Raw genomic sequence first — 25,063 nt, 5'->3', positions numbered from 1 at the left:
GGATTGCAGCCCTCATCGGTTTTCCAGACTCCCCAGCACGGCTTCGGCCAGGATGGGCGCTTTGTGGATGCGTCTGCATCCCGCATCCCGCAGGGCATTGGCAATGGCGGGCAGGGGGCCGTTCATGGCCACCTCACCGATGCCCTTCATGCCAAAGGGCCCGCTTTCCTCTTCCTCCACAGGAGGGGCAAGGGAGAGGATGTCCGGCAGATCAAGGCTCCCCGGCATGAGATAGGTGGTAAAATCCCTGGTCTTCACAACCCCTTTTTCTGTGATGAAGTCCTCGTACAGGGCATAGCCGATGCCCTGGGCCACACCGCCCTGCACCTGCTGATCGAACATGGACGGATTGAGCACGGCCCCGCCGTCGGTGAGGGCGAGGTAATCCTTCACCTGCACCCTGCCCGTGAGGGTGTCCACCTCCACCCGCGCAAGGTGGGCGCCGTAGCCGAAAATCACATGGGGAAAGCCGATGAAAAAGCCCCTGGACGTATCCGGAACCTCCCGGCACACCGGCGCGATGAACTGGCCGAGGCAGATCCTTTCCTCAAGGCTCATGAAGGAAGCGAGCTGTTCCAGGGAAACCGAACGACCGGAGGGTTCATGCCGCACCCGTCCCGGTTCCAGCACAAGCCCTTCATCATTCTGAAGAAAGAGGATGAGCCCCGCCCGGTTGATGAGGCGGCCTGCCAGCTCTTCGCAGGCGCTGATGAGGGCTTTTCCGAAGGTGTAGGTGGTGCGTCCTGCGGAGGAGGAACCGGAAGGATAGGCGCTGCGGGTATCGGGCTGGCGCACGCTGAGGGCCTCGGCACTCTGGCGGAGGATGTGGCCTGCAATCTGCAAAAAGGCACTGCTGTTGCCCTGCCCCATGTCCGTTACGGCGTTGTGGACAATGAAGTGCCCCTTGCTGTCCATCTCGATTTTGGCGATGGCCGCGTCCCGTACCCCGCCTCCGTAGCCTGCGGCATTGAAGACGGCGGCAAGTCCGGTTCCCCGGATGCAAAAGGGCGGGGCTTCCCTTTGCCATTGCCTGCGGGTCTGCCAGAGGGGATGGTTCCGGATGCCTTCAAGGCAGGCGGCAAGGCTGGTGGAGGATTCCAGCAGTACGCCTGCGCCGTTGGTGTCTCCCCGGTGAAGGACATTCCGGAGGCGCAGCTCCAGGGGATCCTGCTTCAGTTTTTCCGCCAGCATGTCCATCATGGATTCAAAGGCAAAACTCACCTGACAGACCCCAAAGGCCCGCATGGCCCCCCCTGTGGGTGTATGGGTATGGACGCAGAAGCCTTCGGTGAGGTTGTGGGGGATGCGGTAGGGGCCTGCGGCGTGTTCCATGCCCAGTTCCATGACCTCGGGCCCCAGATGGGCGTAGGCACCGGTGTCATACCAGAGCCTTGCATGAAGGCTGTGCAGGCTGCCGTCGGCCAGCGCTCCCAGACGGTAGTGCATGCGGCAGGCATGGCGCTTGTAGCCCGCCACAAAGCTTTCCTCCCTTTCCCAGACCATTTTCACGGAACGGCCGGGACAGTGCAGGGCCGCAAGGCCCAAGAGACACTGCACGGTGGCCCCGTCTTTTCCGCCAAATCCTCCGCCCAAGGAGGGGGCATGGATATGCACCTGCATGAAGGGAATCCCCAGGGCGTGGCTGATTTCAAAACGATCCCTGAAGGGCGACTGGGTGGAAACCTCCATGCGGAGGGTGCCGTCTTCCAGCAGACAGGCCGTACCGGCTTCCGTTTCCAGAAAACCGTGGGCCTGCACGGGCGTTTCGAACCAGCCTTCCACCACGGCGGCGCAGGCATCAAAATCGGGTTCCCCTTTTTGAATGGTGGCTTTTGCCAGCATATTGCCCGGTTTGTCTTCGTGCACCAGAGGGGTATTTTCCGCCATGGCCTCATCCAGATCAAAGACACCGGGAGAGGGTTCGGCATGGATGCGGATACATGCCATGGCGCTGCGGAGGGCCTCTTTGTTTTCAGCAATGAGGAGGGCCAGGGGATCTCCGCAGTAGCGGATATGGTTCTCCACAAGAACGGGCATGTCCTTATGGATGATGCCCTGACGGTTGGAGCCCGGCACATCCTTTGCCGTGAGAATGGCCACGATACCGGGAATCTGTCGGGCTTCTTCCAGATCAAGACTGAGAAGCCGTCCGCAGGGAAGGCCCGAGCGCAGGGCCTGGGCCAGAAGCAGGTTTTTTGGGAAAAGATCCGCCGCATAGGGTTCTTTGCCGCAGGCTTTGGCTCTGGCATCGCCTCTGGGAAGCGGATGGCCGATGGTCATGGGGGAGCGGGATGGGGGGGCAGTTACGTTGTCGGGTATTTGGGCGGCCATGGTTTCTCCGAAAAAAGGGCTGGAAGGGGGAGGCTGTGGGCTGCGTTGTGATGCTGGAAGATATAGGGGGTTTGGAGGGGTTTGTCCAGCAGGGAGGCGGGTTTTGGGATAAGGGTATAAAAATTAAGCGCAGGGCAGGGGGTGAAAACAAGGGGAGATTCAGCGGGGGGATCCGTTCAAAAAAAAATCACTTCTGTGAAATATCAGAAACCACCGGATGCGGTACCTGCGTTGTTGGTATTTTTTGCAGACAGACAGCTCTTCTGACAGGCTTTGGGGATCAGAACGGAATACGGCGTGTCTGCGTCATGCCGTATTCCCCTGAAATATAGGGTTTCTGCCTGTCTGAGCAGATTCAGGTATCAATGGAATGATTCTTGCTGTCTTTCAAAGGTTTGAAAAGATATTTTTTGCAGTGCTCGGACTTCAGATCAGGTGACAGGAGGAATGCTGGATATGCTGATATTCTGTGATACTTGCGGGAAGGTGAATTTTCTTAAAAAAGAAAGAGTTCCTGAAGGTAGTTCCCGAACCCCATGTGTACACTGCGGAGCTGAAATACGGATCCCGGAATCCTTCAAAAGCGAACCTGAGACGGCTGCCCAGAGAAACAGCAGGGCAACACCGGATACCATGTCTTTCCGAAGGGAAGCCTCAGGGTCGTATTCCAGCCGTCATACCCTCACATTTCGGCTTCTTATGCCTTTCTTCCTGATTCTGATCTGTGTTGCTGTCAGCATTGCCTATTCCTATTACAGAGCTATCCCTGCAATTGTTGAGGATCAGATCAATCAGCGGGCTTTTGCCATTTCCCGGTCTTTCAGTGCTGCCGTGGCTCAGCCCCTTTTACTGAAAAATTATCTTGCAGTGAACCAGGCGGCATCTGCACATACGGATCTGCCCGGTGTTGCCTATATGGTTGTCCAGAACCATGACAGGGCCATTGTTACTGGTATCTTTGGTCAGTTGAGCCGTTTTGATGAGGATTTTGCCAGGGGGGTCACAGCGGGCGGTTTTCCACCAGGACTGGTTCAACTGAATCCCATCGCAGAAAATGAATCCATTTCTGCCAGAAACATTCTTGTCGGAAAGCGCAGGATTCATGATGTGGCCATGCGTATGCGGATTGGTGGAGGCACTGTACATGTAGGACTGTTCATGGAGGATGCCGAAAATGCCGTGCGTCAGAGTCTGCGTCCTCTGATGGTGATTCTGTCGGTTCTGTTTGTTGCAGGCGGTGCTGCGCTTTGGTGGATAACGGCCAGTATTGCAACTCCCATCAAAAATTTGACCCGTGTTGCCCATGCCATTGCCATAGGCGAACTGGACATCCCCGTCCATGTCCGGGGGAAGGGAGAGATTGCGGATCTCGGTCAGGCCATTGAAACGATGCGTATTTCCGTACGATCCGCCATCCTCCGGTTGCGAAGCCGGCAGGTGGGTAAAAATGCATGATCCAGGGAGGAAGACAACCAAGATGAGACATTTTTTACCATTCATCGTCTTTGTACAGCTGCTTTTTACTCCGTTTCAGCCCGCAGGGGCGGAAACCTATCAGATGGCCATGCTGCCCCTTCACGCGCCTGAAGAGGTGCTGAAACGGATCACGCCCCTCGCAGGCTATCTGTCAGCCCAGACTGGCATGGACATCCGTACGGCGATTCACAGGAACTACGGTGACTATGAAAACCGGGCTTTATCCGGAGACATTGCCCTGGGCTATCAGAATCCTTCCGTTTATATCCGGATTTCCCATGTCCATGAAGCTCTGGTCATTGCAGAGGATGCCATCGGAGGTACGCGGTTCCGTGGGCTGATTATCACTACGGCGGACAGCCCCATTCAAAACCTCGCGGATCTGAAGGGAAAACGGATCAGCATCGTCGGACGGACTTCCGCAGGCGGTTACCTTTCTCCCAGTCTGACACTCAGGAAGGCAGGGATGGATCCGGAAAAAGACTGTCGGATTATTGAGGTTACGGACAATACACAGGAAAACGTTATTTTTTCCGTCCATATCGGTGATGCGGACGCCGGTTTTATTCGGGAATCCGCTCTGGATATGGCCAATACCTACATTCCGCCAGGCCGTATAAGGGTGCTTGCTGAAGGAGAGTGGATTCCCAATTACTGCCTTTCTGTCCGCAGGGATCTGCCAGACACTGCAAAACAGACCATAAGGAAAGCGCTTCTCGCTCTGGAGCCGGGTGACCCCGTACTTCAAAGTTTGCACATCCTGCGCTGGCACCCTGCGGCAGATGCCGATTTTGACGGAATCCGATGATCAAGTCAGCACAACCTTCAAAGGATCTGAGGGCAGGCCCAGGGACTCACCTGCGGTTCTCTGCCCTCAGAGATTCTTGAACATGATGAAGGTATCCACATATCCCAGCACAGGATGACGGTAGCCCCCGGGAACGGTTCCCAGGATGCTGTAGCCCAGTTTCAGCCACAGTCTGACGGCCACCTCGTTGGAAGAAACCACCGCATTGAACTGCATCCCCCGGAATCCTTTTGCCCTGGCCATCTCCTGGGAATGGAGGCAGAGAGCTCTGGCAACGCCCTTCCCCCTTGCCTGAGGTGCCACCATGTAGCCGCAGTTGCAGATATGGGAGCCGGGACCTGCTGCGTTGGGCTTGAGGTAATAGGTGCCAAGGATTTCTTCCCCTTCCGCAGCCACATAGCTGGCCAGAGGCAGGGTACACCAGAGGGTATGGGCCTCTTCCATGTCCATATCCGGGTTCAGGGCGTAGGTTTCCCGATCCTTGAGTATTTTCTGAAATACGGGCCAGAAGATTTCAAAATCTTCTTTTGTCATGTCTCGGATCTGCACGTTTTTTCTCCATGAAATTTTTTTTTCAGGCGGCACGGACGGTCTGACCCAGGCCGGGTTCTTAAAGGTATCCCTTTTCTTTCAGCACCTCTTCCAGTGCCGCGGCAAAGCCTTCCATGAGGGGTTTTTCCCTTAAGGTGATGCGGATGTGGTTGGGATAGCGGAAGCCCGTCATGGTGCGCACCATATAGCCTTTGCGGATCAGTTTGCGGTAGGCCAGCTGATCGTTGAAGGGCAGGCCTGCAATCAGATAGTTGCCTTCCCCTGCAATGACAAAAAGCCCCATCCCCTCCAGTCTGCTTTTCAGCCAGTCCTTGGATTCTTTTACCATGAGCCTTGTTCTTGCGATGTGTTCCTGGTCACCAAAGGCGGCCATGGCCGCTTTCTGGGCCGCACTGTTGATGGAATACACGATGCGGGTGCGGCAGATGTCAAAGACCGGGTCTTGCTGGCCGATGAGGTATCCGATGCGCAGGCCTGCAAGGCCATACATCTTGGAAAAAGTCCGGAAGATGAGAAGATTCGGATGCTCATTCAGAAGGGTGAGGGCATCCGGGAAGCTTTCATCGTCCACAAATTCGCAGTAGGCCTCGTCCACCACCACCATGGCCCGGCCATCCACCGCCTCCAGAAATTTTTGCAGCGTTTCTTTGTCCCAGAAGGTGCCTGTGGGGTTGTTGGGATTGCAGATGAAAAAAATCTTGGTGCGTTCATCCATGAAGGCCAGCAGGGCCTCCGGGTCAAAGCCGTGATCTTTCATGGGCGTGAGCCGTGCTTCCACACCGGAAAATTCCGCCACCCACTCATACACGGCAAAAGTTTTGTCTGCGGTGATGATGTTGTCGCCTGCCTCGCAGTAGGCGGAAATGACAAACTGGATAATCTCGTTGGCCCCGTTGCCGCAAAGGATCTGATCCGGGGAAATGCCCAGTTTTTCGGCCATGTGGCAGCGCAGGTCAAAGGCGTCACCGCTGGGATAGATGGCCATGTCTTTTGGGTTGAGAGCCTTGATGGCTTCCATGGCCGCAGGGGGCGGGCCGAAGGGGTTTTCATTGTTGTTGAGGCGATGGAGAACGGGAATACCGTAGGCCGCCATGAGATAGGAATCGGGTCTGGAGGGGATATAGGGATCAATCTCCCGTATGAATTCAGGCACCAGCATGGAGGGATGCGTTTTCATACGAGTTCTCCTTCCTGCCCCATCCGGGCTTCGAGAAGGAGAAGATCCCCGAGGCTGCCGCCTCCGGGAAGAAGCAGGGCGGGAGAAAAGCCTTTCCGGGAGAGGAGGGGCAGGAGAGAGGCCTCTTCTGCCCTTGCAAGATCAAGATGCATGTCACACAAAAAGACCCCTTCCTCCCGGAGCCAGCTTAAGTGGGCTTCAAGGTTGGCTTCCATGTCTTCTCCGGCCATAAGAAGGCGCATGCGGCATTTTTTTTCTTTTCTGTTGAGGGAGCTTGAAAAGACGCTGGGGCCTCTGGCTTCACAAAGGGGGTTTTCCATCAGGATTTTTTTTCTGGGAAGATCCTGCCGGGTTACGGCGGTGTCAATGAAGGCGGCGATGTCGGTCGTATAATAGAGAAGGCCGCCCGCATCATCGGAAAGGGGAAAATGCCAGGCCGTTTTTGTGCCGGGTCGGGCATGGCCTCCCGCAGGGATATAGTATTTTTCGGGAAAGCAGTCTTCATCAAAAATTCTTGTCAGCACACCGGAAAAGGGTTTGCGGCCCACCCGTTCAAAACAGTGGCAGGCCAGGTCCTCTGCCATGCGTTTCCTTTCCCTTGTCGTGAACACAAAGGGGCCATAGCCCCGGAGAAGGCGGCCGGTTTCAGGGATGCAGAAGGCGGCTCCTGCCACCTCACCGGATTCTGTTTCCGCCAGGGCTCCGAAGAGCAGCCCCTTTGCCGTCAGGGCGGCAAGCCTTGCCGGATGAAAGGTTTTTGCATCCGGGCCGAGGCCTTTGATGTGATGAAAAAGCCGCTGTCCGCAGGCCGCCATGGTTTCCGGTGTGGGCCGGATGAGGCGGTAGAAACGGTGATCCGCAAGGGGAGGCGGAAGGGGGACGGGCTGGTCAAAGACCTTTTCCACGGAAAAGAGAAGGTGCAGCCGTCCCCCCGTATCCTTTTCCAGGGAAAAAACATCCACCCAGCGGCTTGCCAGAGCCAGCCCCAGACCGGAGGCATCCCTTTCCAGATCCGGTCGCCAGGCGAGGTTGAAGGCGGCAAGATCCATCCCCTGATGCGGACAGACCAGAGCCAGGGTGACACGGTCTGCCCTTTCCTCAAGCTGTATGGAGACACCGGTTCCCTGGGGCAGGGCAGCAAGGACTTCTTCGGCGGCAAGCTGCATCTTCTGACAGATTCTGGAGGAAAGGGAGTGATCCAGACTCCGGGATGCGATAAAGGCCATGACTTCAGGAAGATGTCGGGTTCCGGCCTGGGTGTGAAGGTTGGGGATGCTGTTCATGGGGACTCCGTATGGGGTTTTCAGGCTCTGTATCGCAGCAGAATCAGGGCCGCGTTATCCTGGTCGGGCAGGTCTCTGGTCTGTATGGTCTGAAGGATAAGGCGGACGGTGTTTTCCAGATCATGGCCCTCCTGCCGGATGAGGGCGGCAATATCGCCTTTCCGGCGGTCACTGAGGGTCTGGATACCATCTGTGGCAAGAAGCAGGAAGTCGTCCGCTTCAAGGTTTCCGGAACGGAGATCAATGTCATCAATATCGCCGCCTGTCACCGCACTGGTGATCTGGTGGCGGGCGGGATGTGTTTTGATTTCTCCCCAGTGCATCCGGCCATCGCTGGCCATTCTTTTCAGTTCTTCCATATAGGAGTGATTGGCATTGATGCGTTCCAGTATCTCCGAATGGAAGCGGTACAGGGGGCTGTCCCCCACACTGATAAAGCTGAAAGCTCCGGTGGCTTCATGAATCAGCAGCCCGATGAAGGTGGTTCCCATGCCCATGAGGTGGGCCTGTTCCTGCAAAATGGTGCAGAGGGCCCTGTTGGCTTTTTCAAGGGCCTGAAGCAGCATCTGTTTCGGGTCTGTGATGTCGGGCTGGCTTTTAACGTATTCGAGAAAAACCCGGATAGCAGTCTGGCTGGCCAGACGCCCTCCCTTTTCCCCTCCCATGCCGTCTGCAATAAGGTGGAGCTGGAAGCCATCGTGTCGTATCATGCAGGCCAGACTGTCCTGCTGTTCCGGACGTTTACCGATACTTTTTCCTGAAGCGAACTGGATCATGGGCCGTTTTCCTGACCGGGGGTAGGGTTTTCATCCTCTTTAAACAGCATCTTCTTTTATAAAGGTTTCCTGACAGGTGGCTGTGTCCATTTCCACCATCAGGCTGTCGGCCAGATCATGGTTCAGGGGCAGCGTTTTACCCTCCCCGGAGTGGAAAGTCCAGAGTTCTCCGGCCGCGTCTCTGGAGCTGAGGAGGAGGGTTTCCCCGATCCGGAGCTGATGGGCAAGGGAGGGGGGAACTTCCCGCAGAATGGCTTTCTGTCCGGGCCTGAGGAGGCTGGCACTGAAAAGGGTTCCGGGCTGATGGAGGCAGGGATCCTGAGGAATTTCACTGCCGTGGGGATCGGTCATGGGGTGGCCCAGAAGATCGTCCAGCCTTCTGAGGGTTTCCGGGTCTTTCAGGTGTTCCAGCTCATGGGCCTTGGGATGGATCTGTTCTTCATCCAGGCCTGCGTGGGCAAGGTAGGATTCCCAGATCCTGTGGGAACGGCGGATGCTTAAGGCGGCTTTGCGTCCCTTTTCCGTAAGCCGCACACTGCCAGGATCCTGACGGATGAGATCTTTTTCTTCCAGAAGACGCAATGCCTGGCCCAGGCGCACCCTGGAACCCGCCGTATCCAGAAGTTTTGCCGGAGCAATCCCCCCAGGGTCTTTTCGAAAGATATCTGCGAGAATGTCCTCGGTGATGTCCTCGGGCAGATGACGGAGTTTTTGGACATAGCGGGTGAGGATGCCGTGCTGTGGGGCCACCATGAGCACCAGCACAAACTGGAAGGTGAGAAAGAGCATGATGGCTCCGCCGCCCGCCACATCCAGGGCATAGGCGAGAAAGAGCCCGCAGACCGCACCGCTTGCGGCAAAGAGGGCTGAGAGCAGCATCATGCGATCCAGCCTGTCCGTGAGCAGGTAGGCCGTGGCCGCAGGTGTGATGAGCAGTCCCACCACAAGAATCACCCCCACCATCCCCACACCCACCACCACCACAAGGCTGACGCAGAGGGTAAGGGCCCCATGGACAAGCCCTACGGGAATGCCGATGGCCGCAGCCATTACCGGATCAAAGGCCGCGGCCTGAAAATGCCGGAAAAAAAGCAGGATGAGGGTCAGCACCCCGGCAGAGACCAGGGCGGCAAGGAGGATATCCCCATCGGAGATGGCCAGCACATCGCCCATGATGAAATGCATGAGGTCGATGTGGATGTACTCCCGGAAAAGGGAAACCATGACAACGCCTAAGGCGAAAACGCCGGTGTACATGATGCCGATGGCCGTGTCTTCCTTGATGCGGGATACGGAAGAGACAAAATGGATGAGTCCCACGGTGAGGACAGCGGCAATGAGGGCACCGAAGAGCATGGCAGGGGCGTGGGCTTCCACACCGAAAACCAGCTTCATGGCGAGGTAGCCTGCGGCCACCCCTGCGATCATGGCATGGGAGATGGCATCCCCGAGAAAGCTCATTTTTCGTAAAATCACAAGGCAGCCCGTCACTCCGCAGACCAAGGCCACAAGAATGGATGCGATGAGGGCCTTGATGAAAAAGGGCTGGGCCAGGGGGCCGGACAGGGTATCGGCGGCAAAGGGCATCATGGGCTTTCCTTCTGGAGGGTTCCTTCCGGGGCTTTCCGTATGCGGGCAAAGCCCTGCATCTGTCCCTCATAGACTTCAGAGAGCAGGGCTTCGGTGAGCACCTCTTCCGGCGGGCCAAAGGCCACAAGGCGCTGTTTGATGAGGGCGATGTGGTCGAAATAGTCCGGCGCTGTGGCCAGATCGTGGTGCACCACCACCAGGGTGAGGCCCTGTTGCCGCGCCTCCCGCAAAACATCCAGAATGGCCCTTTCCGTCACCGCATCCACACCGGCAAAGGGCTCGTCAAGGAGGAGAATCCGCGCTCCCTGACAGAGGGCTCTGGCCATGAACACCCGCTGCTGCTGACCGCCGGAAAGGGCTCCGATCTGCCGTGTGGAAAAGGCTTCCATGCGCACGGCCTGAAGGGCTTTTGCGGCGGCATCCCGGTCTTTTTTGCCGGGGTTGCGGTACCAGGGGATGCTGCCATAGCGGCCCATGAGGGCCACTTCTTCCACGGTGATGGGAAAATCCCAGTCCACACTGCTGCGCTGGGGGACATAGGCCACACGGCCCTTTGCTTTTTCCGAAGGCAGGCCGAGAATTTCCACGGAGCCGACATCCTTTTTCACAAAGCCCATGAGAGCCTTGATGAAGGTGGATTTTCCGGCACCGTTGGGGCCAAGAACCCCTACCAGAGCCCCCTCAGGGATGTTGAGGCTCACATCCAGAAGGGCCGGACGGAGGTTGTAGCTGACGGTGAGGTGGCGGGTGCGGATGGCGGGTGTGTCAGAAACCATGCTCGGCCTCGCTTTCGGAGGAATGGTGAAACTGGAGATCGATAAGGCCGTCCTGGCTCCATTGGGAAAGATCCTGCCGCAGAAGGCCATTTTCAAACACCCGCACCCGCAGGGCCTGGGGCCGCAGGGGGGACTCACCGGCAGAGGCCCGTATCCTGTATTCCACCGAGGCCGCAGCGATCCGGCTTTCAAGGAAAAGGGGGGTGTCTTCGGCCTTCAGTTCGGAGAGGCTTTTTCGCAGTACACCGTTTTCATAGATCTGTAAGCCTGAATCCTGGGAAGGATTCAGGGTAAAGGGGTCGGCTGCCATATCAAAACTGCTTGTGATTTCAAGGCGAAGAGTGCGAAAAGCCGGTGCAGGGTTCAGATCTGTCCGGGGCACCGGGGCGGGGGGGGAACCGGAGAGGACAAACCAGCCGCAGCCCGCCGTGAAGATCCAGACCAGAAGGATGAGCAGAAAACGGTTCACGCTGTTCCCTTTCTTAACGCAGGGCGTCCACGATGGTGAGGGTGTTTTCCCGCATCATGCCGATATAGCTTTCCCCGGCACTGCCCGGAGGCCCCATGGCATCGGAATAGAGGGTGCCGCCCACGCGGATGCCCGTCTGGGCTGCGATTTCCCGGATCTGCCTCGGATTGACACTGGTTTCCACAAAAATGGCCCTGGCTCCCATGGCCCGGATGCTCTCCATCACCTGACGGAGTCTTTCCGGCGTGCTGCCCGCCCCCACCTCAGCGCCCGTGGACCAGCCCACAGGGGCGAGGCTTAAGTAGCTGTTCTGAGGATTGAAACGGTATTCCCGGCAGAAATAGTTGAAGGCATCGTGGCTTGTGACAAGGAGCCGCCCTTCCTCAGGAATCCGGGCCACCTGGGCCCGTATCCAGGCATCCAGTACCCGGAGCTGTTGCAGATAGAGATCCGCCCTGGCCCGGTATCCAGGATCACCTTCGGGGTCGGCTGTGGAAAGGGCGCTCAGGATATTGCGTACATAGACGGCGGCATTTTTGGGAGAAAACCAGGCATGGGGATCGGCCATGGTGTCTCCGTTTTCGGAGATTTCCAGGGGGGGGATGCCCTCCGTGCAGGTGACAAGGGGTTTGCCGGAGGCTCTGGCCAGGGTGGCCATCCAGTTTTTGCCTTCCAGCATCAGACCGTTTTGCAAAATGAGATCCGCCTGGGCCACGCGCTCCGCATCTCTTGGTGTGGGCGTGTAGGTGTGGGGATCGGCCCCCGGTGCCAGGATGGAGAGAACCTCCCAGCGGTCGCCGGTGATGTTTTTGGCAAAGTCCGCAATCTGGGTGGTGGAGGCCACCATGCGGCGGGGGCCTTCGGCATGGGCGGTGATGGCAAAAAGGCTGAGGATAAAAAGGAAAAACAGCCTTTTTTTTGAAAAAACAGACATGGACACCGTCCTTGTTTTTCAGGTTTCATCCAGCACGGCGATAATTTCTCCAAGGCTTGTCTGAATGGCGGCGATGACATCATGGGTGTGGATGCTTTCCAGGCTGTTCGACTGGATATCCACAAGGGTGCTGGCCGGAAGGCGATCCCGGAAGCGCAGCCCCACCTGACGGGCCGTCTCGCGGGTGGTGTCTTCGGCAAACTGGGGTCGGGTATGGGCTTTGAGCACCACCTCGGCCTCGTCCGTGCGTTTCAGGAGATCCGAGGTTACGTGCAGGCTGGCGTTGAGGCAGTCAAAGAGCTCGGAAAAGGAGGGGGTGCTGCCGCTGCGTTCCATGGCAAGCCGGGTGAAGGAGCGCTGGGAATGGGTGATGAGGGGCATCTCCGTGTCCGTTTCAAAGAGCACCCGGTTGTAGGCCTGGGTGCAGGGGCAGGCGGTGATGTGGTGAACCCCTGCGGAAATCCGGACGGAATTCTGGGTTCCGGTGCCTGAAGCCGAAGCCTTGGCTTTGGCGGAAACGTCCAGGGTGTCCACGGAAATTTTCCGGCTGGCCGGGGTCTTCTGGAGGATGGGGAGCTTGCCCCAGAGGTGGACTTCGGCCTGATCGCCCTCCTGGGTTTCCAGCACGCCTTCGGCCAGGGCCAGGGTGTAATCTCCGATATCCGCGAACTCCTTTTCCAGAAGGGCGCTGATGACGGCCTCAATGCGGGACATGTGGATGCCCTTGACCCGTCCGGGCAGGTTTACCCGGATGTCGGCGTTAAAGGGGGTGAGTCCGCTCTGAAGCCGCACCCAGACGGTTTTGTTGCCAATGCCCACGCCGTCGATGGGCAGCCTGAAGTCCGGAGCCTCTTCGGGGATGTCCGTGCAGGTGGCCAGCACACGGATATGGTCTTCGTCGCAGATCATGGGGCCATCTGCCCCGCTTCTTTGGCAGCAGTATAGAAGTCCTGGATGCTTTTCCATGGGTCGCCTTTTTCAGAAGTAAGGGTTTTCAGGAACCGGATATGGGCCTGATCCTCCGGCCCTGCACCGGGAAGGGTTTCAAGCTTGCGGGCCACGGCATCCAGCATGGAGAGGATGCGCAGGGAGATGTGGCTGTCCGCACAGAGGCTCTGGCCGTGAAGGGTGCGCTCCACCGTGATTTCAGGAATGAAGCATAGGTCGGAGCGGGCCGAGAGTTCAAGGAAAAAAATCCAGTCTTCACCCCACCCCAGGTCAGGAAATCCCCCTGCCTCAAAAAAGAGGTCTCTGCGAACCGCCAGGGCCGAGGGCACCATGTCGCACCATTGCTTCAGACGGGCCAGGGTGTTCTGTCCCAGATCCACATCCGTATCCGGAATGGTGAAATCCTTTCCGTCCACCCTGTTGTGGTTGTAGGCCCGGCTGCACGCAAAGCCTGCGCCTTTGAGAAAGCAGGGGGCAAGGCGTTTTACGTGATCCGGTCGCCAGAGGTCATCGGAATCGAGGAAAAAGAGGATCTCGCTCTCCGCTGCCCCTGCGCCTGCATTGCGGGCCGGGCCGGGGCCGATGCCTTCGGTACGGAGAATCCGCACTTCGGGAAAGTCACGGGTCAGAAGATCTGCCGTACCGTCCGAAGAGCCGTCATCCACCACCAGAATTTCAGGGGTGCAGAAAAGGGCGGGATCGGGATGCTGTTCCCGGATGCTTCGGAGGGCGGTGGGCAGGAGGTCTTTTCTGTTTTTTGAGGGCAGGATGCAGCTGATCTTGAGGGGGGGCTGGAAATTTGGAGAGGTCATGGGCTGTCTTTCCTGGGTTGGGTGTTTTTTTAAAGAGAAAGAGAGCAGGGGAGGCTCCGGGAGAGGGGGACTGTCCGGAGAGAACTAAGGGGGAATCTGGATGTGTTTTTAAAATTTGATGCCTGTCCGGATTCTACCCCTGACCAGCGCTGGAGCATGGGAAGGACAGCTGAAGCAGGGCGGCAAGCAGATTTCTGTTGGTCGTCCCCGGAGTTTCCGGATCGCAGGAATGCCTGTTGTGATGGGGATGTAAATACCGCATTTCCCATGGAGAGTGCAATGCAAGAATTCTTCTGAACGGGACGGGCACGGGATAAGAAGCAGGATTCCTGATGCTGCTCATCCCGGTTTGTCAGAAACCTGTGTTTTCCAGGGCGCGGCATCGTGTTAGGATGCCGGGTTGCCATGATGTCATGGGTTTCATGGTGCGGAGGATGAACCTTTTGACATGGGGCAGGGTATGGTGCGTTTATGGCTGGATCGGCGACGGTTTTATGTGTTTGAGGAAGAATGGGTGATTGATGCACCCCTTGCAGCGGTGTGGAAGGGGATGGTGCATGTGGAAAACTGGCCGGACTGGTGGGAAGGACTGCTTTCTGCCGATTCTCAGGATGCCCTGCCTCCGGGTATGGCTGGAAAATGCTACAGGACGCTCTGGAAGGGGGCTTTGCCTTACTGTCTGAATGTGGATGCCAGGATCCGGGACGTGGGGCAGGAGACCTTTATTCTGGCGGACATTGGCGGTGACATTGAGGGGATCTGCATCTGTCGCATAGAGGGCAGTCCCTGGGGAACCCGTGGTTTCTTTTCCCTGCATGTCCGGACAAACCGTTTCTGGATGAGCTTTTTTTCCCTGTTTTTTAAACGCTACCTCAGTGAGAATCATCAGCGGATCATGGCCAGAGGGATGCGGGGGTTCACGCGCTGCCTGGCAAATGGAGCAGGGGCATGAGACATCTGGGCTGGGTCTGGGGCACTCTTTTTTTCTGCCTCCTTGGGGCTGCGGATTTTTCTGTTGCGGGGCAATCGCCCATAGACGGTATGCTGAACCGTTTTGAGGCCCTGACAAATTATACCACCCTTCTTGATTCAGAAGGGGAGGGCGGCCGTAACCGTATTCTCTACACCTACCAGAAACCGGGTTTTATCCGGATGGATTTTCTTGAACCCCACAGGGGGGCACGCCTCATCTACAATCCGGAGGAAAAGCGGGTAAGCCTCCGGCCCTTTTCGTCGGATTTTTTTCACCTGCGCCTTTCCCCTGAAAACAGGCTGATCACAGATCCCAGGGGGCATACGGTGGACAGATCCGATATCGGCTCTTTGCTCCGATCCGTGAAAGCGATTGCGGATCAGGGAACTGTCACCCTTCTGGAGCCGGAGAGGGTGGAGGATCTGCTCTGTCCGGGCGTGGAGGTGGAGGGCGTGGAAATCCTCTATCGGGTGTGGGTGCACCCGGAGCTTGGCCTGCCTGTGAAGGTGGAAAAAAGGTTTGGAAACGGTGACAGGGAAAGGGTTTTTCTGCGTGACCTCGCGGTGGATGTGCCTCTGGACGCCGCTGTGTTTACCCCCTGAACCCTGTGGCGGGAAGTTTTTTTGGGCCTTAACCGATCTTCAGAATCTTTTTCAGGATCAGTCTTTCCATGAGGGCCTTGCGTCTTCCATGTTCTGCCCGGAAGGTCTCCAGCTTTTTTTCAAAATCCTCCGTCCGTTTCTGGCTGGCATAGGCCTCCTTCAGATCCAGGAGATGCTGGCAGGCCAGATCATAGGCGCTGGCATATCCTTTTTTGGCTTCTTTATGGGCGGAGTCCCATACCTTTGAATAATCTTTGGCAAGGTTTTCGAGGAAGGCATCCCGTTTTTTTCTTTCCTGGTTGGCCTTTTCCTTTTTCTTCCGGGCTTCTGCCTCCAGTCGAATCTGTTTTGCCTCCTCAAGGCGTTTTAAAATTTCTTTCAGGGGTCGGGGAGACAAGGGTTTCTCCTGGGGTCTGGATTGGGAGATCCAGGCCCTGTAGGTCTGTTTCAGCGTCCGTTCCACCTTTGCGCCCTGATCACAGAGAAGAAGCCGAAGGTATTCCCGCATTTTCTTTTCAGATAGGGTGTTGAGCCAGTCTTCCAGTGGTTTTTCGTCTCCATGGCTTTCTGTGAGGGGCGGAACGCCCATACCCGCTGCGTTGACAAGATCTTCCTCAAGATTCAGAAAATCGGTCAGAGCCTGCTGGGCCGGGGTGAGCTGCCCCAGCCCCCGCAGCGCCATGGGTTCGGTATCCGTATCTTCCGCATCCTCAAGATATACACCCCGCAGCCAGCCGATATACAGGGAACGCAGATCCCCCCGCAGAAGCTCTTCCCGGATGGGAGCCAGCAGCGCCATCCAGTTTTCCCCTTCAATACTCTGAAAGAAGTCGTAATCCTCTTCTTCCGTGAAAGACCAGGTGAGCAGCCAGTGCTCCGGAAGTTTTTCCATTTCAAGACAGTCATGGACGGCAAAGGCTTCAAGATCTTCCGCTTTGATGCCTTCGGCGGGGAGTTTCAGCATAAAAACCATGGTTCCCCAGTTGGTAAGATATATATGGGCATCAAAGTAATGTTCCATGAGATCTTTGGGGTCAGCCTTGAGAGCACTCCAGTTGTATTCGTTGACAAAGCTCACAGCCGTGATGCGGGCGCGGCTGGAAATTCGCCGGAGTTCTTCCATTTGCTGAGAGGTGAGGGACTGATCCATGGCCAGAAATTCGTAATACTGGTATTCGCTCAAGGGATTGTCTCCGTATTTTTGGGGTCATTGACAGCCATTGCCGGAAAAGGGAGCGGTCTTCTTCCTATAGTCTGCCATCTTCCATTCGCCACTGTCGGCCTTTTTCCGTCAGTCTGTACTGTTGCAGGCGACTGTTGGGCTTGTGGGGAAGGGTCATTTCAATCAGCCCGTCCGTAAGGGCCGGTTTCAGGTAGCGCTCCCTGAAAGATTTCCGATCCTGAAGGCCGAGGATTTTCTGAAGGATATCCCTGCCCATCTCGTGATCGAGTGCCCGGAGAAGATCCGCGATCTGGGGGCTGACTTGGGGGCTGACCTGGGGGCTGACCTGGGGGCTGACTTGGGGGGTGGTGTCGGTTAGAGCTTCCTGAATCATGGTCAGCATGAAGGTGATGAAGGGGGCGGAATCGGTTTTATAGGTGCTTTCCTGAAGGGCTTCATAATAGGCGGCCTGGTGGGCGTACACGAGACTTTCCACGGGAAGATCCGCAAACAGGGGGTTCCAGCGGGCCAGAATCAGGCTTTGCCAGAGTCTTCCCATGCGTCCGTTACCGTCGGTAAAGGGGTGGATAAATTCGAATTCATAGTGAAAAACGGAACTGGCAATGAGGGGGTGGGTATGACCTGCCTTCAGCCAGAAAAAGAGGTCGGCCATGAGCCGGGGTACCCGTTCCGCAGGAGGAGCCATGTGTACCAGGGTATCCCCCGCCATTACGCCTGCTCCGCTGCTTCTGTACATCCCGGCCTCGTCCATAAGTCCGGACATGAGGATGCCGTGTGCCTCCAGAAGATCCTTTTCCGTTTCCGGATGCCAGGTAGGAAAGCGGTCGTAGGCAGCCAGGGCGTTTTTCACCTCCTGAACCTCGCGGGGCGGGGCGATGACCCGCCTGCCGTCAAGGATGGCCGTTATCTGGGCTTCACTCAGGGTGTTGCCTTCAATGGCCAGAGAACCGTGTATGGTGCGGATGCGCTGGATACGGCGCAGGCGCAGGGCTTTGGCCTGATCCGTGAGTACGGTCAGTCGCCCTGTGGTCTCACAGATCAGGGCAACCCGGTTCAGGATTTCGGGGGTGAGGGAGTAGGGGGGCTGGTAGGGGGATTTTATCATACCGTTCTCACAGATATTTTTTCATCTTCTTTTGGGTGGCCCAGATGCGGAAGCGGGTGGCGATCAGACTTTTGACACGGTAACCAGCTGCAATGACAACATCCAGATTGTAGTGGGTCAGCTTGCGCGAAACCTGTCTTGCCCCCTCCTGGCGAACTACCGAGAAATCCTCGGTAGTTGAAACCGGGTCGAGTTCCCCCTCCTCGAAGATGTTTTTCAGATGCAGGGAAATATTGTCTGTAGAGCATTGAAAAAGCTGCGCCATGTCTCCCTGGGTCATCCACAAGGTTTCCCGTTCGAGACGCACGTCCAGCTTGATACGCCCGTCCTCGTACTGGTACAGAAGGATTTCACCTTTTTTGGGATCGTCTTGCATGGTTTCGATTTCCCTGGGTTCTGACATTCTGAGAAAAGGACTTACCCCTTTTCCGCATCCATCCCGGAAAACACCCGTGCCGCTCCCGTCACATCGCCTTCCCGCCGTTTCCGGATGTAGTCCGATACAAGGGGCAGAAGGGCATCCAGATATGCTCCCGTATCCTCTTCCGTTGCTGTTGTGCGGGTCTGGGAGAAAAGGCATTTGCGTTCACCGCCGCCGCTGGAAGGCAGGCCATGATCTTCGAGAAAATGCCTGGAAATGGCGGTGTCTGAGAAGTCCTCATACACAGGAAAGGCGGTTTTCACGCCAAAGCTTTCACTGAAAGCCTGCATACGCGCCATGAAGGCCGGGGTCTGCTCCGGATAGAAGGATTGCTTGAGGGTGTAGCCCGCCACCATGTGGGGGATCGTATGTTCCAGACAGTAGAGGAGGGTTTTTGTGTGCATGGCAAGCTTGCAGGCTACACATACGAGGTTTTTCCCCCCGTAGCGCGGCATCAGGATTTCGTAGCGATCCAGCCAGAGTTCCTGGAAGAGGCGGCCACAGTCCAGCTCCACACGGATAGTGGGGGGCAGGGGAAGGGGACTCTGTTTTTCGAGAAGTTCGCGGGCTGTCTGAAAGCGGTTTTCCGTGAAATGGGGGAAGCGGGACATACCGTTGAGCAGGGTGATGAGGTGTACTGCGGAAGCCTTGGGAATGTCCCTGTGGCTGCCGTAGAGGGCCATGGCGTAGAGGGCCAGGGAATCGCTGCCGCCGGAAAAGAGGATGGCAAGGGGCTTGGGCATGGAGGCTTTCCTTTCAGAGCTTATTCGGAAGGTCTGCGCTGATAGTGCAGAAAGACTTCCCCATGGCGGCCTGCCCTGTATTCCAGCAGCTGCCAGGAGGTCTTTTCAAAAAGTCCGCAAGGGCCGTGGACAAGGGGAACGGCCTGGGAGCTGCCGAGGATTTTCGGGCAGAGGGTCAGGAGGAGTTCATCCACAATGCCCTGTTTCAGGGCCTGGTAATTGAGTCCCCCGCCGCCCTCAAGCAGCAGGGTTTCTGCCCCTTTTTTCCGGAGACTGTGCAGCACATCCCGCAGATCCAGCATTCCGTTCAGGGTGGAAGCGGCCTGCACCCCGGCACGGTTTTCCAGGCGTCGTTGCAGAGAGGCGACGTTGTCCTGAGGGGTAAAGATAAGGGGCGGGGGGCCGTGCAGAAAAATGCGCCGGTTTTCCACGGGGATGTGGCCGGAGGCGGAGACAAAGGCCCGGATGCGGTTTTCCCGCAGCACACCATGGGAGCCGCGCATTTCAGGATCGGCATCCCGGAGGGTACCGGCCCCCATGAGGCTGGCATCGGTTTTGTCCCGCCAGGCTTCCAGATGCCGCCTGTCCTCCGGGCTGGAAAAGGAGAGGGGGCCGATCTGTCCGCAGAGGGTCATGGCGGCGATGAGACGGCAAATCGGCATAGGTCTTCTTTCCCGCCTCAGGAGATAAGGATATCCGAAACAATATCGGCCACATCCTGCCAGGCATCGTTACGGAGGGCGTGCAGTTCCTCATCGGAAAGTCCGATACGGTCGAAGCTCAGGGCGCTGATGGTCTCGCTGGGCAGGCGATCCGGATCCTGCCAGGCAAGGTGATCTGCGGCATGGAGGACATGGGCCAGGGTACTTTGGGCTTTTTCCGGTTCATGGTGCCAGTGGATGGCAAGGGCCTGATCCTGGGGAACCTTCCAGTTCAGGCAGAAGTCATGTCCGATTTCACCATGGTCAAAGCCCATGAGCTGTTTTTCTGCCTGATGCTGGGACAGCCCCTGGGATCGCAGCTGCTGATAGGCTTCTTTTCTTTTCTGGATGTGGGGATCCAGGATCAGCATACCGGCATCGTGGAGCAGCCCTGCGGAAAAGGCACTGATTTCCAGTTCCCGGTATCGCAGGCTGCATATTTTTCTGGCGACAATGGCCACAAAGAGGGCATGGGAAAAGACCGTCGGTGCATCCAGATCATAGCCTTCCAGGCTGTTGGAAAAAAGTCTCGATGTGCTGACCAGGGTGATCATCTGCAAGAGGGTCTGCTCTCCCAGAACAAGGCAGGCTTTGTGGGCGGACTCCACAGGATGGCGGAGACCATAATAGGCGGAGTTGGCCAGTTTCAGAAGCCTTGCGGTCATGGCCTGGTCTTTTTCCAGGATTTTTGCCAGATCCCGGATGTCCGCATAGGGAGAGTCGATAATGGCTTTGGCACGGACAAGGATTTCCGGCATGGGGGGCAGGGCTCCGGCATCCCTGATCAGTTTTTCCTTGCTCATGTAAGGATGTGTTTCCGGAAACAGGGGGATCTTTTCTCCGCAGGCAGGGCAGGGAATCTGCCGGAACCCGGAGGATTTTTCAGGGCTGTCCGGCGGCAGGCTGTAGTGTTTCTGACATGCGGGGCATTGGATGTCCACGGGAAGGGATACCTCCAGTCTGGGGTGATTCCTGGCAGATCTTGGTACAGATGCCGGGAAGGGCATTTTCGGACGCAAAAATATAGCCCATATGGCAGGACTTGACCAGTATCAAAGGCCGAGGATGGCAGAAGGTGGAAAAATTTTTGGGCTGCGTGTTCCATGGCGTTGCATCGGGATCTGTGCTAGAAAATCGGGGACTTCGGCGGTGCTTCTGGCTGGCAGCCCCCTGGGATACGCCGTGCTGTCACAGGATGGGCTGCATTTTTGTAGAAAACCGCTGCGGGAAACCCTTTTCAGAAGGATGGCTGTCCCATGGAAAAAGAGCAGCAGCATATCTGCGGAGAGAGCTGTGAGCATGGGGAGAATGTACGGTATGTCTCCTTGCAGATGGCTTCCGATGGAACCTTGGAGCGCATGGCCGAGCTGTTCAAGGCCATGGGCGATCCGGGCAGGGTGAAGATCCTGGAGGCCCTGAGGATTTCCGATCTCTGTGTTTTTCATCTTGCCGAACTCCTTGGCATGAGTTCTTCCGCCGTTTCCCATCAGCTGAGGGTGCTGCGTGCCGCCCGTATCGTGAAGTTCAGGAAAGAGGGGAAAAATGTGGTGTACAGTCTGGAAGATGCCCATATTGTGGGCCTTTTAAGGCAGGCGGGGGATCATGTGCTGGAATGAGTCCTGACAGGGCGAGGGGAGATCCCGATCAGGAGGCTGGCGGGGCTTTTGGCGGGATGCAGGGGGGGGAACCCCCGTCCGGGCAGGTATTTCAGGGAGAGGTTTTTTTTGTCTTGAACATATGAATATTTTTTCATATGTTCATCTGTAGTGTTCGGATTCCCCTTCAAACGGATTTCAGGGAGAGCAAGATGGATTGGATACCTGCCATTGTCATGGCAAGCTGGCATGTTCTGGTGGCATCAGCCCCTTACATGCTTCTGGGTTTTTTTGTAGCAGGGCTGCTTAAGGCTTTTTTACCCGATACCCTTGTGGCAAGGCACCTTGGAGGGCGATCCTTCATGGGGCTGTTCAAGGCGTCGGCTCTGGGAGTTCCCATGCCGTTGTGCAGCTGCGGGGTACTGCCTGCGGCTGCGGGACTGCGGCAGCAGGGAGCGGGAAAGGGGCCGACCACAGCCTTTCTCATTTCCACTCCGGAAACGGGGGTGGATTCCATTGCCGTGACCTGGGCACTTCTGGATCCTTTCATGGCGCTTATCCGTCCCCTGTCCGCCTTTATCACCGCCATGGTGACGGGTGGAATGGTGCAGATGCTGGATCGGGAAGGGAAGGCCGGGACTAAAGAAGCCCTGACATCCGCCGGGAAGCAGGGGGCAGGGCAGCCCGACTTAAAACTCAGCCCCCTGCACATGGCAGCAGAGGGGATGGAACCGTCCGTTTCCTGCAAGGGGGCCTGCAACTGCGGCGTCCGCTCCGAAAAGCTTTCTTTTTTCCAGCGTGTCCGTTCGGGAATGGCCTTTGCCTTTGGGGATCTTTTCAAGGATATCGCCCTGTGGTTCATGGTCGGGGTGCTCATTGCCGGTGGGATTTCCGTTTTTGTGACACCGGAGATGGTTTCCCTCTGGCTGGGGCATCCTGTTCTGGCCATGCTGGCCATGCTGGTGATTTCCGTTCCCCTCTATGTCTGTGCCACGGCATCCACACCCATTGCGGCGGCTCTGGTTCTCAAGGGACTGAACCCCGGAGCCGCTCTGGTATTTCTTCTGGCCGGGCCTGCCACCAATGCCGCTTCCCTGACGGTGATCGCCCGGATTCTGGGGCGGCGTATGACAGCGGTTTATGTGGCGGGTATCATGATCTGTGCTCTGGGCATGGGGATGGTTGCGGACGGGTTTTACGGGATGACGGGCGGGTTTGAAGGCTGGCATACGGAGGTATCCGAAGACAGCAGCGGGTATTTTGCGGTGACCTGCGCCCTTGTGCTGCTGGGGCTTTTTGCCTGGAAACTTGTGGAAGAACTCTGGCTGCGTTTCCAGCACCGGGAGAGTACCTGCGGCTGCGGGCATTGCCATTGAAAAATTTCAGGGCCGGTGTTCTGAAGGTGCGGGTTTCGGATGGGGGGGAGAAAGTTTTCTGCCTCCCATCCGTTTTTTTTTTAGAGGAAGGAGAGCAGCAGACCCGTCAGTACCGGTGCGATGAGGTTGTCATTGGCCCTGCCTCCCCAGGGAAGGGGGATGGGGATCAGTTCCAGAAGGGTGACGGCAAGGGCTGTCGGGAAAGCAACCTTCAGGGGAAGACGGCCACCCCAGAAATCCAGCACATGGGGAAAGAGGGGAAATACCAGTACAAGGAGAAGAAGGGCGGTGGCAAAGCAGGCCAGGGAACCTTCAAGGGATTTTCCGAGAAAGCGGATTTTTCCCATGGAAATCCCCACAAGTGCTGCTGCGGCGTCTCCCAGAATGAAGATAAAGAGAACGATGAAGGCAATATCCGGTCTTTGGGGAAAGAAAAGGGCGCAGAGAAAAGCCCCCCCGAGGATGTAGGTGGAACCTGTGATGCTGCGGGATTCTTTGGGACGAAGGAGGGCACCGAACAGCCGGGAAAAGAGGGCGTTCAGTTGCGGATACCGGAAACGCAGCATTTCCACCGCAAGGCTGCCTCCGAAAAGCAGGCCGAGGATCAGGGCCGGGAGGAGGGAGGGCATGGGAAGGAAGCGGGGCAGATAAAAAATGCCAAGGGGCATGGCAAGGGCAATGAGGTGCAGCAGCTTTCGGTTGATTTCTTCCCTGGTCAGCGGCATGGGCGTTTCCTGTCTGTGGAGGTTGTCGGGATTCTGCTTGTTACCCAAAGGTTTCAGGCGAATTTTCACGGAGCTGATTTTGACGGAGTCCCTTTTTCCGCAGGGGGGACGGCACAGCATGGCCAGCGCAGGGTAAAGCGGGCCCCTCCCATGGGGGAGGAGCGGACGTGAACTTCTCCGCCATGGCCTTCAATGATGTTGCGGACAATGGCCAGCCCCAGGCCATGGCCTCCGGTTTTTTTGTTTCGGCTGGGATCCAGCCGTACAAAGGGTTCAAAGATTTTTTCCTGGTGTTCAGAAGGAATTCCCTCGCCATCATCGTCAATGTGGATACAGCAGGTTTTTTCGTTAAAGGCAAGATGAATCCCTACGGTGCTGTCTCCATAGCGGGCGGCATTTTCCAGAAGATTGCCCACGGCCCGCGCCAGGTAAAAGGGTTCAAACAGGGCCTTTTTTCCCTGTTCCAGATCCGCATCCACGGAAAGATCCGGGTGCATGGCCTGAAAGTCCTTTATGATTTTTGCCAGCCAGGGCGCAGGCTCCCCTTCCTGCATCTGAAGTGCGGGGGCGGTGCTGCTGAAGCGGGCATAGGTGAGCAGTTCCGAGAGCAGCCTTTCCATTTCATCCACATCCTTGAGCATCCCCTCGCTGTAGCGCAGCCGGTCTTCTTCCGATCCTGCCGTGCAAAGCATCTCCAGCCCGAAGCGGATCCGTGCTGCCGGAGTGCGGAGCTCATGGGAAATGGCATGGATCAGTTCCCTGTGGGATGCAATGAGCCGGGTGATTTTGTCGGCCATGGCATTGAAGGCCATGGCCATGGGAGCCAGGGATGAGGTTTTGGGGATGTTGACCCTGGAGTTGAGTTCGCCAGTACCAAAGGCCAGAACGGCATGGTTGATTTTTGTGAGCTTGATGGCGTAGGGGAAAGTCCAGGCCAGGGTCATGATGCCAAAGCCAAGGGCAAAGGCGAGCCAGACCAGGACGTTCAGGGAGACACCGAAATCCGGATCCGGAAATTTTCCCATGGTGAGTACCGTCTCGCTACCCCGGAGTTTCATGTGGTAGCGTTCCCCTTCTTCCTGAACCAGAATTTCTCCGGCAAGGAGTTGTTCCCGTTCTTCGGGGGTGAGACTCAGGCTGTCCGGTGTGTTAAGGGCAATGGGGTACCCGAAGAAAGGCTGGAGGCTTTCCAGATGGGCGTGCCAGGAATCCTCTGGCCGGCTGAGAAAATCCTGTTCCATCATGTGATAGGCCCCCCTTACCAGATCCTGATAATAGGCGGTGATGGTATCTTTTTTGAGGATTTCCAGCAGGCTGTTGAATCCATGTTGCAGGCCCAGGGCGGTGACCATCACCGTGACAAAGATGGAAAGATAAAAACGGACGAACAGTCTGGTAAAATTGGATTCCGTTTTCGGGATGTCGGGGATGTCCTTGTTGGTGATGTACACAGAGGGGCTCCTCGGGTGTCAGGGAATTCAGGGCGTGGGAATGCCTTTCAAGACGTTTCAGCGTCTTGAACCCACGGAGCACTGTCATGGCCCAAACGCCTGCATGGCATCCGGAAACCGGATGCGTTCCATGTTTTGGCCTGTATCATCGCAGCGCTTCGGGGATGCCGGTCTTTCTGAAAAGGAATGTCTGATGAGGACGGCCTTGGGCGCAGGAGCACCCGGTACAGCGTTCGAACGCTGGAGCATGGGAATC

The 25,063-nt window shown here is 56.9% G+C and carries 25 protein-coding genes; 6 read left to right on the top strand and 19 right to left on the bottom strand.

Annotated elements, in window-relative coordinates; genetic code table 11:
• Positions 1-12 precede the first annotated feature (12 nt).
• Entirely contained in the window at positions 13-2,331 is a 2,319-nt protein-coding gene (locus BR04_RS09690) for a xanthine dehydrogenase family protein molybdopterin-binding subunit (RefSeq protein ID WP_496355803.1), read from the bottom strand.
• Positions 2,332-2,964: 633 nt separating this feature from the next.
• On the opposite strand from BR04_RS09690, the gene BR04_RS09685 reads away from it, so the two are divergent.
• Positions 2,965-3,786, top strand: coding sequence for a HAMP domain-containing protein (locus tag BR04_RS09685; protein ID WP_496355802.1), 822 nt, complete (start codon positions 2,965-2,967; stop codon positions 3,784-3,786).
• 22 nt (positions 3,787-3,808) lie between these two features.
• A complete protein-coding gene (locus BR04_RS09680; RefSeq protein WP_496355801.1) occupies positions 3,809-4,615 on the top strand; it encodes a phosphate/phosphite/phosphonate ABC transporter substrate-binding protein in 807 nt (268 codons plus the stop codon).
• A gap of 66 nt (positions 4,616-4,681) precedes the next feature.
• Here the strand turns inward: BR04_RS09680 and BR04_RS09675 are convergent, their stop codons facing one another.
• The 10 genes from BR04_RS09675 to BR04_RS09630 all read right to left on the bottom strand — a co-directional run bounded on the left by BR04_RS09675 (position 4,682) and on the right by BR04_RS09630 (position 13,932).
• On the bottom strand, positions 4,682-5,164 hold the full coding sequence (locus BR04_RS09675) for a GNAT family N-acetyltransferase (protein WP_496355800.1): 483 nt from the start codon (positions 5,162-5,164) through the stop codon (positions 4,682-4,684).
• Between the two features lie 61 nt (positions 5,165-5,225).
• Positions 5,226-6,344: a histidinol-phosphate transaminase gene (gene hisC / locus BR04_RS09670; protein ID WP_496355799.1), complete on the bottom strand. Its 1,119-nt coding sequence runs from the start codon at positions 6,342-6,344 to the stop codon at positions 5,226-5,228.
• Positions 6,341-7,627: an ATP-binding protein gene (locus BR04_RS09665; RefSeq protein WP_496355798.1), complete on the bottom strand. Its 1,287-nt coding sequence runs from the start codon at positions 7,625-7,627 to the stop codon at positions 6,341-6,343. The genes hisC and BR04_RS09665 overlap by 4 nt, the downstream gene beginning before the upstream one ends.
• 20 nt (positions 7,628-7,647) lie before the next feature.
• On the bottom strand, positions 7,648-8,403 hold the full coding sequence (locus BR04_RS09660; protein ID WP_496355797.1) for a PP2C family protein-serine/threonine phosphatase: 756 nt from the start codon (positions 8,401-8,403) through the stop codon (positions 7,648-7,650).
• Positions 8,404-8,442: 39 nt separating this feature from the next.
• Entirely contained in the window at positions 8,443-9,993 is a 1,551-nt protein-coding gene (locus BR04_RS09655; RefSeq protein WP_496355796.1) for a metal ABC transporter permease, read from the bottom strand.
• Positions 9,990-10,769 carry a metal ABC transporter ATP-binding protein gene (locus tag BR04_RS09650; RefSeq protein ID WP_496355795.1) on the bottom strand — a complete coding sequence of 260 codons (780 nt, stop codon included), beginning with the start codon at positions 10,767-10,769 and terminating at the stop codon, positions 9,990-9,992. Before BR04_RS09650 ends, BR04_RS09655 begins: the two co-directional genes overlap by 4 nt.
• Entirely contained in the window at positions 10,759-11,238 is a 480-nt protein-coding gene (locus tag BR04_RS09645) for a flagellar basal body-associated FliL family protein (protein ID WP_496355794.1), read from the bottom strand. Before BR04_RS09645 ends, BR04_RS09650 begins: the two co-directional genes overlap by 11 nt.
• Positions 11,239-11,251: 13 nt before the next feature.
• Positions 11,252-12,172, bottom strand: a complete 921-nt coding sequence (locus tag BR04_RS09640; protein WP_496355793.1) for a metal ABC transporter substrate-binding protein — start codon at positions 12,170-12,172, stop codon at positions 11,252-11,254.
• An 18-nt stretch (positions 12,173-12,190) separates the two neighbouring features.
• On the bottom strand, positions 12,191-13,081 hold the full coding sequence (locus tag BR04_RS09635) for a GTP cyclohydrolase, FolE2/MptA family (protein WP_496355792.1): 891 nt from the start codon (positions 13,079-13,081) through the stop codon (positions 12,191-12,193).
• Complete coding sequence (locus BR04_RS09630; RefSeq protein ID WP_496355791.1) at positions 13,078-13,932, bottom strand: glycosyltransferase family 2 protein; 855 nt, start codon at positions 13,930-13,932, stop codon at positions 13,078-13,080. The genes BR04_RS09635 and BR04_RS09630 overlap by 4 nt, the downstream gene beginning before the upstream one ends.
• A 460-nt stretch (positions 13,933-14,392) precedes the next feature.
• On the opposite strand from BR04_RS09630, the gene BR04_RS09625 reads away from it, so the two are divergent.
• Both BR04_RS09625 and BR04_RS09620 read left to right on the top strand, forming a co-directional pair.
• Positions 14,393-14,884 (top strand): SRPBCC family protein, encoded by a 492-nt coding sequence (locus BR04_RS09625; RefSeq protein WP_496355790.1) that lies wholly within the window; start codon positions 14,393-14,395, stop codon positions 14,882-14,884.
• Positions 14,881-15,507, top strand: a complete 627-nt coding sequence (locus BR04_RS09620) for a LolA family protein (RefSeq protein WP_496355789.1) — start codon at positions 14,881-14,883, stop codon at positions 15,505-15,507. The genes BR04_RS09625 and BR04_RS09620 overlap by 4 nt, the downstream gene beginning before the upstream one ends.
• Positions 15,508-15,535: 28 nt before the next feature.
• On the opposite strand, the gene BR04_RS09615 is transcribed toward BR04_RS09620, so the two are convergent.
• From BR04_RS09615 to BR04_RS09590, 6 genes are all read right to left on the bottom strand, one after another.
• Positions 15,536-16,690, bottom strand: coding sequence for a hypothetical protein (locus tag BR04_RS09615; protein WP_496355788.1), 1,155 nt, complete (start codon positions 16,688-16,690; stop codon positions 15,536-15,538).
• 64 nt (positions 16,691-16,754) lie between these two features.
• On the bottom strand, positions 16,755-17,795 hold the full coding sequence (locus BR04_RS09610; RefSeq protein ID WP_496355787.1) for a Fic family protein: 1,041 nt from the start codon (positions 17,793-17,795) through the stop codon (positions 16,755-16,757).
• Positions 17,796-17,802: 7 nt separating this feature from the next.
• Positions 17,803-18,171 carry a virulence RhuM family protein gene (locus tag BR04_RS09605; protein ID WP_496355786.1) on the bottom strand — a complete coding sequence of 123 codons (369 nt, stop codon included), beginning with the start codon at positions 18,169-18,171 and terminating at the stop codon, positions 17,803-17,805.
• Positions 18,172-18,212: 41 nt separating this feature from the next.
• Positions 18,213-18,959, bottom strand: a complete 747-nt coding sequence (locus BR04_RS09600) for a hypothetical protein (protein ID WP_496355785.1) — start codon at positions 18,957-18,959, stop codon at positions 18,213-18,215.
• Positions 18,960-18,979: 20 nt separating this feature from the next.
• Positions 18,980-19,621: a RibD family protein gene (locus BR04_RS09595; protein ID WP_496355784.1), complete on the bottom strand. Its 642-nt coding sequence runs from the start codon at positions 19,619-19,621 to the stop codon at positions 18,980-18,982.
• Positions 19,622-19,638: 17 nt separating this feature from the next.
• On the bottom strand, positions 19,639-20,601 hold the full coding sequence (locus BR04_RS09590) for an HDOD domain-containing protein (protein ID WP_496355783.1): 963 nt from the start codon (positions 20,599-20,601) through the stop codon (positions 19,639-19,641).
• A gap of 315 nt (positions 20,602-20,916) precedes the next feature.
• Between BR04_RS09590 and BR04_RS09585 the strand changes: the two genes are divergently transcribed.
• Both BR04_RS09585 and BR04_RS09580 read left to right on the top strand, forming a co-directional pair.
• Complete coding sequence (locus tag BR04_RS09585; RefSeq protein WP_496355782.1) at positions 20,917-21,276, top strand: ArsR/SmtB family transcription factor; 360 nt, start codon at positions 20,917-20,919, stop codon at positions 21,274-21,276.
• Positions 21,277-21,467: 191 nt separating this feature from the next.
• On the top strand, positions 21,468-22,631 hold the full coding sequence (locus BR04_RS09580) for an SO_0444 family Cu/Zn efflux transporter (RefSeq protein ID WP_496355781.1): 1,164 nt from the start codon (positions 21,468-21,470) through the stop codon (positions 22,629-22,631).
• An 80-nt stretch (positions 22,632-22,711) separates the two neighbouring features.
• Here the strand turns inward: BR04_RS09580 and BR04_RS09575 are convergent, their stop codons facing one another.
• Together BR04_RS09575 and BR04_RS09570 are read right to left on the bottom strand one after the other, a co-directional pair.
• The gene (locus BR04_RS09575; protein ID WP_496355780.1) at positions 22,712-23,356 is read right to left on the bottom strand and encodes a diacylglycerol/polyprenol kinase family protein; all 645 of its coding nucleotides are present in this window, start codon (positions 23,354-23,356) and stop codon (positions 22,712-22,714) included.
• A 65-nt stretch (positions 23,357-23,421) separates the two neighbouring features.
• Positions 23,422-24,807: an ATP-binding protein gene (locus BR04_RS09570; protein ID WP_496355779.1), complete on the bottom strand. Its 1,386-nt coding sequence runs from the start codon at positions 24,805-24,807 to the stop codon at positions 23,422-23,424.
• Between the last annotated feature and the right edge of the window lie 256 nt (positions 24,808-25,063).

This window comes from Desulfobotulus sapovorans DSM 2055, assembly GCF_059569355.1.
This window is presented reverse-complemented; position numbering and strand designations above follow the sequence as displayed.